At 45.9% G+C, this 13,719-nt stretch carries 16 protein-coding genes and 1 pseudogene; 11 read left to right on the top strand and 6 right to left on the bottom strand.

Annotation, left to right across the window (positions count from 1 at the left end; all coding sequences use genetic code 11):
• Positions 1-243 precede the first annotated feature (243 nt).
• The 3 genes and pseudogenes from BM056_RS22480 to BM056_RS27025 form a co-directional block, all read left to right on the top strand.
• Positions 244-543 carry a type II toxin-antitoxin system Phd/YefM family antitoxin gene (locus tag BM056_RS22480; protein WP_092474764.1) on the top strand — a complete coding sequence of 100 codons (300 nt, stop codon included), beginning with the start codon at positions 244-246 and terminating at the stop codon, positions 541-543.
• Positions 536-988: a type II toxin-antitoxin system VapC family toxin gene (locus tag BM056_RS22475; protein WP_092474759.1), complete on the top strand. Its 453-nt coding sequence runs from the start codon at positions 536-538 to the stop codon at positions 986-988. The genes BM056_RS22480 and BM056_RS22475 overlap by 8 nt, the downstream gene beginning before the upstream one ends.
• A 104-nt stretch (positions 989-1,092) precedes the next feature.
• Positions 1,093-1,224, top strand: a pseudogene (locus BM056_RS27025) (Fic family protein); the annotation flags it as partial.
• Here the strand turns inward: BM056_RS27025 and BM056_RS22465 are convergent.
• Entirely contained in the window at positions 1,214-1,510 is a 297-nt protein-coding gene (locus BM056_RS22465; RefSeq protein WP_092474756.1) for a hypothetical protein, read from the bottom strand. The pseudogene BM056_RS27025 and the gene BM056_RS22465 sit on opposite strands and share 11 nt — an antisense overlap.
• Before the next feature lie 382 nt (positions 1,511-1,892).
• Here BM056_RS22465 and BM056_RS22460 point away from each other — a divergent pair, with 382 nt between their 5' ends.
• The 5 genes from BM056_RS22460 to BM056_RS27410 are packed head-to-tail and all read left to right on the top strand — an operon-like array spanning position 1,893 to position 5,307.
• Entirely contained in the window at positions 1,893-2,456 is a 564-nt protein-coding gene (locus tag BM056_RS22460; protein WP_092474752.1) for a CD3072 family TudS-related putative desulfidase, read from the top strand.
• Positions 2,456-3,034 (top strand): CD3073 family putative ECF transporter S component, encoded by a 579-nt coding sequence (locus BM056_RS22455; protein WP_092474749.1) that lies wholly within the window; start codon positions 2,456-2,458, stop codon positions 3,032-3,034. Before BM056_RS22460 ends, BM056_RS22455 begins: the two co-directional genes overlap by 1 nt.
• A complete protein-coding gene (locus BM056_RS22450) occupies positions 3,024-3,788 on the top strand; it encodes an energy-coupling factor transporter transmembrane component T family protein (protein WP_092474746.1) in 765 nt (254 codons plus the stop codon). The genes BM056_RS22455 and BM056_RS22450 overlap by 11 nt, the downstream gene beginning before the upstream one ends.
• Before the next feature lie 8 nt (positions 3,789-3,796).
• Positions 3,797-4,159, top strand: a complete 363-nt coding sequence (locus BM056_RS22445; protein ID WP_092474743.1) for an ATP-binding cassette domain-containing protein — start codon at positions 3,797-3,799, stop codon at positions 4,157-4,159.
• Between the two features lie 14 nt (positions 4,160-4,173).
• Positions 4,174-5,307, top strand: a complete 1,134-nt coding sequence (locus BM056_RS27410) for an ATP-binding cassette domain-containing protein (RefSeq protein WP_092474742.1) — start codon at positions 4,174-4,176, stop codon at positions 5,305-5,307.
• Here BM056_RS27410 and BM056_RS22435 read toward each other — a convergent pair.
• On the bottom strand, positions 5,290-6,252 hold the full coding sequence (locus BM056_RS22435; protein WP_165613673.1) for a DMT family transporter: 963 nt from the start codon (positions 6,250-6,252) through the stop codon (positions 5,290-5,292). The two genes, BM056_RS27410 and BM056_RS22435, sit on opposite strands and share 18 nt — an antisense overlap.
• A gap of 127 nt (positions 6,253-6,379) precedes the next feature.
• Here BM056_RS22435 and pdxR point away from each other — a divergent pair, with 127 nt between their 5' ends.
• The 3 genes from pdxR (at position 6,380) to BM056_RS22420 (ending at position 11,094) form a co-directional block, all read left to right on the top strand.
• The gene (gene pdxR / locus BM056_RS22430) at positions 6,380-7,810 is read left to right on the top strand and encodes a MocR-like pyridoxine biosynthesis transcription factor PdxR (protein ID WP_092474739.1); all 1,431 of its coding nucleotides are present in this window, start codon (positions 6,380-6,382) and stop codon (positions 7,808-7,810) included.
• A 322-nt stretch (positions 7,811-8,132) separates the two neighbouring features.
• On the top strand, positions 8,133-9,872 hold the full coding sequence (locus tag BM056_RS22425) for a DUF2339 domain-containing protein (protein WP_092474736.1): 1,740 nt from the start codon (positions 8,133-8,135) through the stop codon (positions 9,870-9,872).
• A 1-nt stretch (position 9,873) separates the two neighbouring features.
• A complete protein-coding gene (locus BM056_RS22420) occupies positions 9,874-11,094 on the top strand; it encodes a DUF3999 family protein (protein WP_092474733.1) in 1,221 nt (406 codons plus the stop codon).
• Between the two features lie 27 nt (positions 11,095-11,121).
• Here the strand turns inward: BM056_RS22420 and BM056_RS22415 are convergent, their stop codons facing one another.
• From BM056_RS22415 to BM056_RS22400, 4 genes are all read right to left on the bottom strand, one after another.
• Complete coding sequence (locus BM056_RS22415; protein ID WP_092474730.1) at positions 11,122-11,418, bottom strand: type II toxin-antitoxin system RelE/ParE family toxin; 297 nt, start codon at positions 11,416-11,418, stop codon at positions 11,122-11,124.
• On the bottom strand, positions 11,363-11,812 hold the full coding sequence (locus BM056_RS22410; protein WP_092474728.1) for a hypothetical protein: 450 nt from the start codon (positions 11,810-11,812) through the stop codon (positions 11,363-11,365). The genes BM056_RS22415 and BM056_RS22410 overlap by 56 nt, the downstream gene beginning before the upstream one ends.
• A gap of 359 nt (positions 11,813-12,171) precedes the next feature.
• Entirely contained in the window at positions 12,172-12,465 is a 294-nt protein-coding gene (locus BM056_RS22405; RefSeq protein WP_092474725.1) for a hypothetical protein, read from the bottom strand.
• Between the two features lie 32 nt (positions 12,466-12,497).
• On the bottom strand, positions 12,498-13,658 hold the full coding sequence (locus tag BM056_RS22400) for an MFS transporter (RefSeq protein WP_092474722.1): 1,161 nt from the start codon (positions 13,656-13,658) through the stop codon (positions 12,498-12,500).
• Positions 13,659-13,719 lie beyond the last annotated feature (61 nt).

The raw sequence follows: 13,719 nt of genomic DNA, 5'->3' as shown, positions 1-13,719 counted from the left end.
CGCCCGGCTGTTTTCTTTTTTCAAAAGTAATACAAGAAACATCTGACCTTAGCCGTTAGGCGGCTGTAAAACATATTATTCGATATGGTAATCCTTCGTGCCCGAAAGCATCCGGTATAACCGGAATATTCCTGCCGGCGTGAGAGCGGGTGACCATAGCCCATAACACTCAAAAAATAATTTTATGCCGTAAACCGACTATGATATAATGCTATTAAAGACACGTTTGGGAGTGATATTAATATGCACATGGTAAGCATCACCGAAATTAGGAGGAACGCCAAAGCCGTATTGGCAAACCTGATAAAAACCAAAAAACCTATAGCCATCTTGCAAAGGTCAAAACCTGTTGCTTATATTATTGATGCCGAGAGTTTCATTAAAATGCAGCAACAAGAAATAAGTGGATTTGCTGAAAGTCGAAAAAAGAGTTTAGCGAATATCTTACAATTAAAAGAACGGGTAACCAAAAAGAGCGGTATTCAAGAGGATTCTGTCAAGTTGATTCGGGACTTACGAGAGGGTATTAACCGATATGAGTGAATACATTTGTATTGACACCTCGGTATTTATCAAGTTGTTTTTTGAGGAAGAGGACAGCTTTAAGGCAAAGGTTTTGATGCAAAAGGTCATTGAAGACAACCAAATTATAGTTCTGCCGTCTTTTGCCTGGGCTGAAATGGGGAGTATCTTCAGAAAAAAGATCAGAACAAAGCAGGTTAACCTTCAGGACGCCAGTGAAATGTGGAACAGCTTTACGAGTTTCCCCGGCATAGAGTACGTAAATGAAGTTTCTATTATGGACCGGGCCTGGAAAATCAGTTGTTATTATGACTTACCCACCCTGTATGATGCTGCTTTTTTAGCTGTCGTGGAAGAAATTAGAGATAGAACTGGTCAATCATGCGAGTTCTGGACAGCAGATGAACGATTAATCAATTCCTTGCAAGGGAAAAAAGAGTACGTTAGCTTTTTAAATGAGTTATAGCTTTGCAACAGCTTTACTCCTATTCCCGCCCCACCCGTTGAATAATAAAAAAATACCACTGAAAAATCAAAGCTCGTATCACGGAATACGCTAAAATTAGCTAAATTTTAGATGATAATAGACCGCTACCGCCTGAGGTAGTTGAAAACCTGAGAGAATATTTTTTGGTGGATTGGACTTACAACAGCAACGCCATCGAGGGTAATACCTTAACGTTGCTTGAAACTAAAGTTGTACCAAAATAATAATAGTATCAAAACCAAGTATTGGCTCGTCTGTTAGATAAATGGTTGTTGGTCCATCAGCACCGCCTATAATGCAAACACTTGCGCCTATTGGTAATAGTATCTTGGCAATAATAAATAGAAATACAAAAATAGCTACAAACGATACAAAATGTTTAGTAAAAGTCCAACGAAACTTCCTCCTCAAAAATCTGATTAACACCCAATCAAGGCTCACAAGCCAAATATTAACATTAATAATCCACTCACCGTGAAATAGTATTTGTTTAAAAAACATATTTTTCTTTTTCCATAATATATTTACAACTCCTGCATTGCAAACTAAAAAAGATATATAGTGCCATCTCCTTGATTATATTTCAAGGGATGGCTTTTCTACTTTTCTTGCCAATATTCCTGTTTTATGCAACTTTTGATTTGCCGCCTTCGGCGGTGATTCACTGACCGCCAATTGCCGTGCGTCACCACACCTGATGAATTGGGTGGCAGGCTGTTCCTCCGTATCCCCAAAAAATACACCCAGCCTTCTTTTACGTATTGTCTAGGCAGATAAAATATGCTTTTAAAAGTTTAACTTTAATAAAAATATTTTATTATCACTATAAATATTTTTTGATACAATAAAAAGGTATTAATGAGAAAGGCGGTTAGTATGCCCATTGGTCAATCAAATTGTTATTGTCGCCCATTGTCTGCTTAATTATCATTCAAAAATTCTAGACTCGGGTGTAACAAATGAAACCGGTAAAGTTATTATCCCACCACTGTTGGCAAGAGGTTGCGGCATATTTCAGCTGCCCTGTCCCGAATTCACCCACGGCGGGCTGAAGCGCTGGGGCCAAAGCCGCAGCCAGTATAACAATCCTTTTTTTATCAGCCATTGCAGCAAGCTGACCGGAGAAGTAATCAACCAGTTGGCAGAATATCTTCGCTGCGGCTATATGGTGGGGCCGGTTCTTGGTATTAACGGGAGCCCCTCCTGCGGTATTGACTTTAGTTTTGATGGCGCGTGGGGAGGTGAGGTAGGCAGTGCTTTAAAAATTGCCCCCAAAGGGACATTAACTTGTGTCCAGCAGCCAGGCGTATTTATGGAAGTTTTCAAGCAGACAACAGCCAAAAGAAAAATTAAACTCAAATGGCTGGGTGTTGATGAAAACGACCTGAAAATGAGTCTGGAAAAAATTTTAAACGGCATTGATTATCCAAAGGAGGCAAATTATTAGTGAATAACCGTGTTGTCGTAACCATAATTCCAGTTGGTATCGGCATTAATATCATTGGCGGTTTGCTGGCCCAAACCTTAAAATTACCCATTTTCCTGGACAGTATTGGAACAATACTAAGCGCCGTTATGCTTGGCCCCTGGCTCGGAGCATTAACCGGGCTTCTCAGCAACGTGATTCAAGGGCTGTTTACCGATCCCATCAACATTCCCTTTGGTATTGTTAACGCAGTAATTGGTTTGGTGGTGGGCTATTTAGCTTTAAAACGCGGCTTTGAGGATTACGTCACTCCGCTGCTGGCCGGTCTCATTTTAGCTATCCTGGCTCCGATTATCGGCACACCTATCGCAGTTTATCTTTTTGGCGGCGTTACCGGCGGTGGAATAGACCTGCTATATGCTTTATTGCTTAATTCAGGCAATGAGATTTTCACCAGCGCTTTTCTGGCCCGCGTACCCGCAAACCTTGTAGACAAGCTGATTAGCGCCTATTTGATCATGGTGATAATACGCAAGCTGCCGGAAAATATGAAGGGCTATGGCGCCAAAATAAAAAGCGGTCAAGAAATTGCAGCTTAACCTCCCAAAGGGCGGGCGAATACCTGGAGTAAGACCCGGACCAACTGCTAGAATTGGCTTAAGCCAGGTCAACGCAGGCGCCAAATGCATCAACAGCTTGCTCATTATAGCCTCACTGCTGTTCATTGGTGATTGGAGGCAATTACTTGCCAACCTGGCCTTTCTGCTTGTCCTGTCGGCTCTGGCCGGTGTTGGCAGGCCAATGCTGCACAAAATTAAGCCTTTCCTGTTTATTTGTTTGATTATGCTTATAATTCACTCTATGTTTAACCCGCACAACAGCACTTATTTTTACTTTGTGGGCCTGGAGGGATTAACTTACGGCGCTACTACCGCCCTGCGCCTTCTATGTATCATAGCCGCCGCCAACTTTTTACTCCTCACCACGGAAACCGCCGGGCTGGTCAAATGGATTGAAAGTATCAACCCGGCTTTGGGCACCGTTTTGGGGCTTGTATTATCTGTTTTACCCTATATGCAGAATCAGCTGTCAACAACCTGGGAAGTACAATCCGCCAGGGGGTTGAGGCATGAAAGTTATCTTGATCGCTTTCGGGCTTACATCGCCGTAATCGTGCCGGTAATTGTAAAATCAATCATCCGGGCGCAATTTATGGCCCAGCTGCTTTATTTAAGAGGACACGAATTTAAAACCGGGCCCGGTTTTAAAATGCAACGGCGGGATTGGCTGTTTACCGGCTGCGGGATGGCTTATTTCATTACCAACCTTGTAATTTCAATAAATATCAGCTAGGCGGGTGAATGGATGTGGGCATTAGTATTAAAGCACTGAGTTTTCAACACAGTAATGCTTCATTTAAGGTTCTAAATGATATCAATTTGAAAGCTCGCACCGGAGAGCTTCTTTTTGTTATTGGGAAAAACGGCAGTGGAAAATCAACTCTTTTATCCTGCATCGCCGGGCTGGTGCCCGATTTTATCCCAGGTGAAATGAGCGGTGCAATTAACATCTACAATAAGACCGGTTATGCGAACAGTAAGCGTACGCCCGTAGGCATGGCCATACAGGATTCGGACACCTATCTTTTTGAAGAAGTTGACCAGGAATTGATCTACCCCGTTATCAACAGCGGTGTATCCCCCAGCGGCGGGTTAGCGAAATAGCCAGTCTGCTGGATATGGAGCACCTGCTCAAACGGGCCATGTCCACCTTATCCGGAGGCGAAAAACAAAAAATTTCCATCGCGGCTGCGCTGGCAACCAATGCCCCGGCTTTATTGTTGGATGAGCCTATTGAACAGCTTGACCCCGACGCCGCCCACAAAGTATTTTCCAGGCTAAAGGAAATGGCGCGGCAAGGGAAAACTATTATCGTGGCAGCCAGAAACCGGGATTATGCCAACCTTTACGCGGACAGCATTTACAGCCTGGAGCGCGGCCGGCTGGAACCGGTGCAAATTGATCCCCAATTAGTTACGAATTATAATAGCGCGACTATTGCCGGGGCTTGGAGCAATACCCACGGTGCTAGCCGCAAACAGCACCATGATGTTTCCCGGAGCCAACCTGTGGTCAAATTCGAACATTTATCACATTCCTTCCAAAGCGGATGCGGCATTGAAGATATTTCCCTGACCGTTGAAAGAGGACAGGTTACAGCGATAATGGGGCCCAACGGGGCAGGCAAATCGACTTTAATCAAACACTGCATCAGCTTATTAAAGCCTCGGGAAGGCAGTGTTTATGTTTTTAGCGAAAATACCATCGAGCAGCCGGCCTGGAAATTGGCCCAAAGGGTCGGCATTCTGTTTCAAAACCCCGACGACCAAATATTTAACGAGCGTGTGGATAAGGAAGTAGCCTGGAGCCTTAGGGCCAGGGGAATGACCTGGAACCAGGCGCTGGCCGAGGCCGAAAGGGTTTTATCCGCTATGCGGCTGGAGCATTTAAGCGCCAGACACCCTCACTCGCTGACGCGCTCACAGCGCCAGCTGATTGCACTTGCCTCGGTTCTGGCAACCGGGCCCGAGCTGATTATTCTGGATGAACCCAGTAAAGCGCTGGATGCCGAGGGCGTACAGCGGGTAATGTCCATTATCCTTGGATATGCCAAACCCTGTGGAGCTGTTATCATAGTTTGTCACGACCCGGCGCTGGTGTGGGCCTATGCCGATAACACAGCAGTTTTAAAAAACGGCAGATTAATTGCAGCCGGCAAAACCAGGAGCTTATTGCTTGATATTGATATTATGGAAAGGGCCGGGCTGGCAAGTCATCCCTTTATTTCGATGTTTTTAAATAAAAAACAGTAATACGCATCCGGTGGTCAGATGCAGTTTCCGTACTTTTGGCCGCCTCAGACCGGTAAGCAGCATACCTAATATAACCATGAATCCGCCAACCCACTGCTGCCACCCGGGCTGCTCACCCAGTACAATAACCGCAAGAATCAGCGAGGTGAAAGGCATCAAACCGGTAAACGCCGCAGCAGTTGACGCTTCACAGCGTTTTATTCCCGCGTACCAGAAAATAAAAGCCAGGGCGGTTACAAACACGCCATACCAGACTAATGCCAGCCATTTGACGGTGTCAAGCGACATCAGCGACGAAACCGGATGCTCCGCCAGCGCAGGCCCGAGACAGAACAGTAAAGCAATCCCGGCGACCAATGTTGTCTGGACTATGGGGTCGAATGCCTGCGCCTGGCTTTTGGCAGCTTTTATACTGCTTATACGCGAAAGTATATTAAACAGCGACTCACACAGTGCGGCGCAAATCACCAGCAGGTTACCAAAGAAATGTTCCATGGAAAATCCGTTACCCATGAGTAAAGCCCCCTGTATCATCATAATACCTGTAATGGTGCTGATTAAGCCCAGCATACGCGTTTTATACAGCGGTTCTTTCAGCCAAAGTATGGCCATCAGCGCAGTTGCAGCCGGTGTCACCCCGGTTAGGATACCTGCCTCACCCGCGCTGGTGTGTATCAGCCCCAACAGTAAAAACATTCTAAACAAAAAAATGCCAAAGAACGCCTGTAAAATCAGTGGCATCCATTCACGCAGCGACCTCTGTCGCAAAGCTTCTCTCAGCCTTGGCCGACATAAGGGCAGCAAAGCAATTACGGCAAAAAAAAGACTGACCGCGGCAATGGTAAACGTCCCCACATCCCCGGCGACAAACCTGGCAGCAATGACCGACGTCCCCGCCAGCATGAAAGCCCCAGTCAAAAAAAACGCACCCACAACCATCTGCATTGATAAATCCTCCCTTTTGATACTATGTATACTTATGGGATTAGTTAGTTGTAAAATGATACAATATAAACTGGTACTGTTTAAGATCCAGTTTGGCACAAATATTAGGGTGCCAGTGGGAGGTTATATGTTAGGAATTGAATTGCGCCGGAACAGTGGTATTTCTCTCGCACGCCAGATTTACCAGGCTTTGCGGAACCAAATGACTGAGGGCCGCTTAAAGCAGGGGGAGGTGCTGCCTTCCACAAGGGAGTTGGCCAGGCATCTGACCGTGTCGCGCAATACGGTTTATGAAGCCTATGAAATGCTGTCAGCTGAAGGTTTCATCGAAAGCCGTCCAGGTTCGCAGACCCGTGTAGCGAACGGACTGCTGCTTGAGAAGGCGGATCCGCCCGTAGAGCACTCTGAAACAGCAGTTTCATCAACAATTTCCTATCTCGTGGATTTCCAAACCGGTCAGCCAGATCTGCGTTACTTTCCCCAAAGCTCCTGGCTGCAGTATCTGCGCAAGGCCGCGGAAAGCCTGCCGCAAGAGCAATGGGGATATTCCGGGGCGGAAGGGATTCCGGCGCTTCGCCGGGAAATTGCCGGCTGGGTCTATCGCAGTAAGGGAATGACTGTTCACCCGCAAGATATATTTATTACTTCCGGGGCTACACAGGCGCTGCATCTATTGGCAGAATTGCTGTCAGTGTACGGGAAAGATATTTTGATGGAGGATCCTTGTCATGTGGGCATGTTAAGGGTGCTGCAGGGAAAGGAATTTAACATACTGTCTGTTCCCGTAGATAAACAGGGCCTGCAGACAGATTTGTTAAAGAACAGCGGCGCGTGCGCGATTTATGTAACCCCGTCACACCAGTTCCCTCTCGGGGGGATACTCCCGGCAGCCCGTCGTGCCGCACTGATACGGTTTGCGAGAGAAAATGACCTGTTCATCATAGAAGACGATTATGACAGTGAATTCCGCTATTGCGGTCCCCCGGTGGCCCCTCTTTATACGATGGACTCGCAAAGGGTTATTTATGTAGGAACATTCAGCAAAATTCTTTATCCCGCACTGCGGATCGGCTTTGTTGTGCTGCCCCGCCGGTTTCACAGCCAGTGGTGTTACTTGCGCAGGCATGTTGATGTGCAAAACCCTCCCTTTGAGCAGGCAGCACTTGCGGAATACTTACGCACCCGAAAACTGGACCGGCATGTGCGCAAAATGCGCAAGCTGTATGGACAAAGGCGGGAAATACTTCTTCAAGCCATGGAAGAGAAGTTTAGCGGCACATGGCATCCCTGGGGAGATGCTTCAGGTTTGCACCTCGCCTTGGAGTTCCCCGGCCTGCGTTTTGATCAAGCCTTCCTATTGCGCTGTAAAGAGTCAGGAATTCGTATTGCCCTGGTAGATTATCACAGCATCAGCAAGAACCTTCATCCTGATAAGCTGTTGCTGGGATACGGTCATCTAGAAGCGCAGGAAATTCGCCAAGGGGTATCGTTATTACACAGGTGCCTGCATGGGCACAAATGGATCTCCTGGCATAATCTGGCAGCCCCCAACCGTTAGTAGACAGGCAGAAAATAACTTAATTTTTCAGACCTGACGGGAAAAAAACGCTCCGTGGGGAACTATAAGAAAAACGCCCGTTTGTGGGCGTTTTTCTTAATTTAACTATTATGCTTTCCAGATTCAATTTCTTCTAATTCCATAATGCTATCAAGGCTCGTATCATGTTTGCTTACCTTGTCAGGCCGATTCAAATTGTATTTCGGAGGATGATCCGGTATCCCAAAGCCAGATAATATTCCCACCCCTGTCATGGGTTTATTAAAATAAAGGATTTCAACAGGCCGTTGGCAAATATCCACAAAAAGAAAGGAGGTCTTCCATGGATAATATCAACCCGGGCCAAATGCTTAAGAGAATAGAGGCACTGGAAAACGAGGTGTCTGAACTTAAGGAAAGATTATCTGGCCTGGAAAACATGAAAGCCCCCGATTTTCCCCCTGTTGCTGCAAAACCGCCACATGAGCCTTCTAAAAGGGAGAAAGCAGCTGCTCTCAAAAAAAGTCCCGCCTGGGATAGCGAGCACTGGCGGGACGGCATTGAAAGCCTTGTGGGGGGCAAGCTCTTAAACCGCATAGCCATAGTGGTGCTGCTATTCGGCATGGCCTACTTTTTAAAATATTCCTTTGACAATAACTGGATTGGCGTAACAGGAAGGATAATCATAGGTCTTGTTGTAGGACTGGCTTTCTTAACGGCCGGTGATTTTACCATGACCAGGAAATACCGGTATTTTTCCCAGGGACTAAGCGGCGGCGGGATTGCCATAATATATCTTACCACCTATGCCGCCACCAACTTTTATGATGTATTCAGCCCCGCAGCAGCCTTCTTGCTTATGGTAATCACAGCCCTTGCCGGCGGAATACTTGCTGTGAGACAAAATGCATACGCCGTGGCTGTACTTTCAACCCTGGGCGGCTTCTTAACCCCCTTTCTCATAGGAAGCGAAGGGGCTGGCCCCATTCCCTTTTTTACATATATTACACTTCTTGACCTGGGGGTATTGTTCCTAGCCTACTATAAGAACTGGCGAAGCCTTAATTTCCTCTCTTTGGCCGGAACAGCCATTGTTTATATACTGTTCAACAGCACGCTCCCCCCTTACGGGCCTAATTATGCCTACCAGTTAGAGGCATACCTCGTCATTTATTTTGTGATTTTTGGGTCCCTGGCCTTTTTCTATAATATACGTTACAACCAGCCAACCAAGGCCCCGGATGTATACCTAATGGTCCTTAATATTGCCTTCTTTCTTGTGGCAAGCCTCGTAAACCTTGCCAGATACCCTGATTGGCACGGAATCTTTGTAATTGCCCTGGCGATTATCTACCTGGTGGTAAGCACCCTGCTGCAAAGGAAGCGAATGGGAGACAACCTTTTATTCTTGGCTTTGCTGGGCATAGGCCTTGCTTTGGTAACCATAGCCATTCCCATACAGTTGGACGGCAACTGGCGAAACTCTGCCTGGGTGGCCGAGGGTATGGTACTGATTTATGCCGGCATAAAAGCTTCAAATTCCTGGGTCAGCCGTAGTGGAATCTTTGTGCTGACAATGGCTTCCCTTTTTCAGATTGAGGCTTATCTCACGAATAATCCAGACTACACGCCCGTGCTCAATACTAACTCCTTCAGCGCTTTTCTTGCCATAGCAGGATTTTTCATAGTGTTTTACTTGTTCCATTCCAGGGCTGAGCTGGCTGACAGACGCTTTTTACTGTGGCCTTCAGCTGTCTATGGCACACTGCTGGCCCTGCGCCAGGTAAGCATTGAGGCAACTCACGCCGTCCTGCGCTACAGGCTGGATTACCAGGTTGACTTCGCCGTTTCCCTGGCATGGATTTTTGTAGCTTTAATAGTTATAGCAATAGGACTGCTTAAAGACATTAAGGGATTACGCCTTATTTCTCTGGCACTTTTGGGAATAACGCTGATCAAGATAATGCTTTATGACCTGAGCAACCTGGATATAGTCTTCCGTATGCTAATCCTCTTTATCGTAGGAGGAATACTGCTGGGCATTTCATTTATATACCAAAGGAAGGACAGGAAGGAGGAATAAAATGAAAAGGCTTTTTTGCTCATTTCTATTAATTCTTATTACGGCGGCTCCCGCCTACGCCTCCATACAGTCCGGCCAGTGGAAATACTACAGGGAGGTTCGCTCATCAAAGGAAGGCTTTGTTCTAATTTCCACAGACAAAGATTTGTTGGAGAAAGCACAAAAGGAACTTTCGGATTTAAGGCTGACTGACGATGAAGGCAGGGAAATCCCTTACCAGGCAGTAAGGCAAGAATCTCCCAGGGAATATAGCTACCCGCCATTACTGATAGACGTAGTAACCAGGGATAATTCCTCATCCCTTACTTTGGATCTTTCAAAAACAGGAATTCTCCACAATGAAATATCTCTGGACATTGAAAACAACGAGGACTACCTTCGTGATGTTACAGTGGAGGGTAGCAATGACAACAGTTCCTGGAGCTTGATTAAAAAAGACAAGCTATTTTACGTTCCCCCGGACTTTAAAAAAAGTAAATTATCATACACTCCTGTAAGCTTCCGCTACCTGCGGCTGACAGTAGACTGCAGCGGGAAGAAGCCTCTTCGCATAACAGGTGCCGGTGTAAAATACGTCCCACCCTTAAACAACATAATTACAAAAACAATACCAGTTAATCAGCAGCCTCCCCGAAACGATTTAAAAACCAAAACCACCGAGATAATAATCGACCTTGGTACAAAGGGCTACCAGGTAGATCATATTGACCTGAAAACTGATAGCCCAAATTTTTACCGCCGGGTGGAAATTTACGAAAGTGATGACGCTAAAGAATGGTCTTTACTAACATCTGACAGGATCTACGCCTACCAGTGGCCCGGTTACCAGGCCAGCAGCGACAGCATCAGCGTTCACCTCAACACCGGAAGATACCTCAAGGCGGTAATCAACAACCAGGACAGCCCGCCCCTGGACGTAAGGGCGGAGGTATACGGGGAAGCCCCCGAGCTGCTGGCCAGCTTGACAGCGGGCAATTATAAACTCTGGTACGGCAATCCTCTGGCCGGCCGGCCCCGGTATGACCTGGACCAATTCTCCGGTATGATTGATAAGATCGGGCTTGAAAACATCAGCCCGGGCCCTGAGCAGGTTAACCCTGAGTATAAGGAAAAAATCAGCCCCGAAAACAGCAAGCACCTTGTAAATGCCACTGTAATAATTGCGGCACTGGTAATTGGCTTTATAATTCTGAAAAGCCTGAAATCGAAGCCAACACAATAGCCTTTCGTTATGCTAATCAACTTTTTCTCATTTTAAGTATCTTTTTAGTTCTTTATAAAAATTTTCTCGGGTACCGAAATAAACAAAGTAGATATGCTTGTCCCCCTCTGAGAACCTATAACATATCCTTACGGAAATGTCATGGAACGTCCAATCCCAGCTGTAGTATCCACCCAGATCACCTTGAAGGGATGAACCAGCTTTAGGATTATCAGCAATAATCTCAACTTGCTCATTGTAACTTGCTATTAATGCTTTTTGCTTCTTTTCAAGACTCTTTAAGAGAGGCTCCAGCTTCTTCGTGGATGAAAATGTCCAATCCATTGAAAGATTCAACCTCCGGTTCGTCACCCGTACCATCATAGCTATCCGCAATATCATTATCAAATTCTTGCACCCGGCGGGCAATAAATTCATCATATTTTTTTAGGCGATAATTTAATTCCTCGATAATTTCTTCTTCTGAATTGCCTTCACGAAATACTTGACGAATTATATGCTCCCTGTCTTGATCACGGATACTTTGCTTTTTTGTACTTTGTGGCTTTAAGAATATTCCGCTTTCATTAACTTGAGCAACGAAAGTTACCCCGTCTTCAATTGCAAGAAGCCCAAAAAATGATTTCGGTATAGTGATTTGACGTTTGGATGTACTTTTTATTAACCTGGTTTCTTTAGCTGCCCGTTCATTTAACATAATATTTTTAGTATTCATCATTACAATTTCCATCTTTTGGCATTGATTTGTTGGCTCATTGTCCTTTTAGAATGTCAAACCTCCCGGATATTTAATTCATCTGAGATTGGAGAAATGATGAACTCAGCTTTATGCATTATATAATATTATCAATAACAAAAGGTTTTGGGTCTGGCTTGGCGCTATTCCCCAAATACCCCAAAGGGGGTCTGTCCCTAGCTGCGTTACTATTGGGGACGAAGTCAAAAAGGGTAAATTTTGTTACAGCTATCCATCTTCTTTCTGGATAAGGAAAATCCCACCTGAAATAACGGTGGGATTACAAAGGGTTAAAGCACAAAACTCTTTACACTACCGACTTTCTTGTAATGTCTAACCATTTAAACATTACGATTAGGGTGTATAATTACCAGTTTTGCCGGTGTCATTGTTTCAATTACGTGCTCAACCCCTGCCGGAATTTCAATAAAGGCCGGAGCCTTATCGTAGCTGGTAACTTCTTCCCGGTCACTGCGCTTCAGGGTGATAGCGCCGTCTGTCATAACAATAATTTCATCGAAGTTATGACTTTCCCGGGGAGACCGGGAGCCGCTTTCCGCAAAAACTATTTCCACCTCGAATTCATGCCGGGCTCCCTTGTATAACCGGGTAATATCTGGAATTTTGCTGTTCATCATAATCACCTCCTTCCAAAGTTTTATCTGCTTTAAGACTCGCTGCGCACCGGCTTCCGGGCAAGTATAGTTTTAGCCAGCCAGCCAATAGAAAGGGCGGCTATTACTGCTCCGGTAAACCGGTAGGTAAAGCTAATGGTTTCATTGCCCAAGATAACACCCGCGGCATCCAAAATTACCGGCGAAAGAAATTGGCCCAAGTATATCATGCTTGATACAACGGCCATGGCGGTAACCGTTTGCTCACGCTCAACTGACTGGGTCACCTGGACTAAAATCAGAGGCATAAGGGAACCAAAGCCAAAACCGATTAATCCAACCCCGACAACTACAGGTAACAATACCTGGGCTGTGCTTATCAGGACATACCCAAGGGCCACTACCCCCAACAGCACCGTGATCATATATTTCTGTAATATATTTTTTACCCTGGATAGAGTGAGGCCGGCTATAATTCCGCCTACACTGTTGAGAGACATAACAATACCTGACGTTTCTGCCCCGCCAAAGCCGTTTCCTTCAATAAACAGCGACATATTAGTGGGTATGGAATAAAATGCTACCATGAGCAGAAACATTGCCGCCGCCAAACCATATAATTTTTCGGGCAGTTTTTCCTTCATTTTTTTTACTTCCTGCCCGGCCCGCGGGGGAGCGGGTAAAAACAGCAGCACCAGCAGCGCCACAAACAAGCCCAGGAGGTAAACGCCGAAGGAAAAGCGCCAGCTAATGGAGGCCAACCACCCGGAGAGTACCAGGGCTATGATACCGCCCAGATTGTTGGATGCGCCGACCTGCCCCATCATTTTTGTCCGCGCATCACCTTCATAGAAATCAGCTACCAGGGAAGTGGAAAGCGGCATAATTAAGCCTACTCCCATCCCCAGCAGCGCGCGAAAAACCAGCAGCATACCGATGCTGTTGACAAAACCGCCGCCCAGGCCTCCGGCTATATACAAGGCTATCCCTATTAATAGCACCGTACGCTTGGGCATAACTGCGCTCAGTTTTCCCGAAATAAAAGTAAATGGGATAATGAACATGGCAGGCAGTGTTAAGATCAATTTTATTAGCGTTGGATTAGTACCGGGAAAGGCCGTGGTAATATTTCCCAGAGCCGGGGCAACGGCTGCCCCGGACATTACCGTGATTAAGGAAACTGATAAAAGTGTGGGTTTTAACATTTTGCCCATAATTACATCTCCTTGCCTTCTACTTAGGATTTTTTTCGGTTCCCGGACGACTACTTTGCTC

The organism is Desulfotruncus arcticus DSM 17038, assembly GCF_900113335.1.
GTDB classification, from domain to species: domain Bacteria; phylum Bacillota; class Desulfotomaculia; order Desulfotomaculales; family Desulfallaceae; genus Desulfotruncus; species Desulfotruncus arcticus.
Note: the sequence above shows the minus strand (reverse complement) of the source record. Positions and strands in the feature narration are given on the sequence as shown.

Excerpts from the sequence above, each read along its gene's own strand:
- pdxR (WP_092474739.1), top strand. The coding sequence starts at position 6,380 with ATGTTAGGAATTGAATTGCGCCGGAACAGTGGTATTTCTCTCGCACGC.
- BM056_RS22475 (WP_092474759.1), top strand. The coding sequence starts at position 536 with ATGAGTGAATACATTTGTATTGACACCTCGGTATTTATCAAGTTGTTT.
- BM056_RS22445 (WP_092474743.1), top strand. The coding sequence starts at position 3,797 with ATGGATGTGGGCATTAGTATTAAAGCACTGAGTTTTCAACACAGTAAT.
- BM056_RS22435 (WP_165613673.1), bottom strand. The coding sequence starts at position 6,252 with ATGCAGATGGTTGTGGGTGCGTTTTTTTTGACTGGGGCTTTCATGCTG.
- BM056_RS22465 (WP_092474756.1), bottom strand. The coding sequence starts at position 1,510 with ATGTTTTTTAAACAAATACTATTTCACGGTGAGTGGATTATTAATGTT.
- BM056_RS22405 (WP_092474725.1), bottom strand. The coding sequence starts at position 12,465 with ATGAACAGCAAAATTCCAGATATTACCCGGTTATACAAGGGAGCCCGG.
- BM056_RS22415 (WP_092474730.1), bottom strand. The coding sequence starts at position 11,418 with ATGGATTGGACATTTTCATCCACGAAGAAGCTGGAGCCTCTCTTAAAG.
- BM056_RS27410 (WP_092474742.1), top strand. The coding sequence starts at position 4,174 with ATGGAGCACCTGCTCAAACGGGCCATGTCCACCTTATCCGGAGGCGAA.
- BM056_RS22400 (WP_092474722.1), bottom strand. The coding sequence starts at position 13,658 with ATGGGCAAAATGTTAAAACCCACACTTTTATCAGTTTCCTTAATCACG.
- BM056_RS22420 (WP_092474733.1), top strand. The coding sequence starts at position 9,874 with ATGAAAAGGCTTTTTTGCTCATTTCTATTAATTCTTATTACGGCGGCT.
- BM056_RS22425 (WP_092474736.1), top strand. The coding sequence starts at position 8,133 with ATGGATAATATCAACCCGGGCCAAATGCTTAAGAGAATAGAGGCACTG.
- BM056_RS22410 (WP_092474728.1), bottom strand. The coding sequence starts at position 11,812 with ATGATGAATACTAAAAATATTATGTTAAATGAACGGGCAGCTAAAGAA.
- BM056_RS22480 (WP_092474764.1), top strand. The coding sequence starts at position 244 with ATGCACATGGTAAGCATCACCGAAATTAGGAGGAACGCCAAAGCCGTA.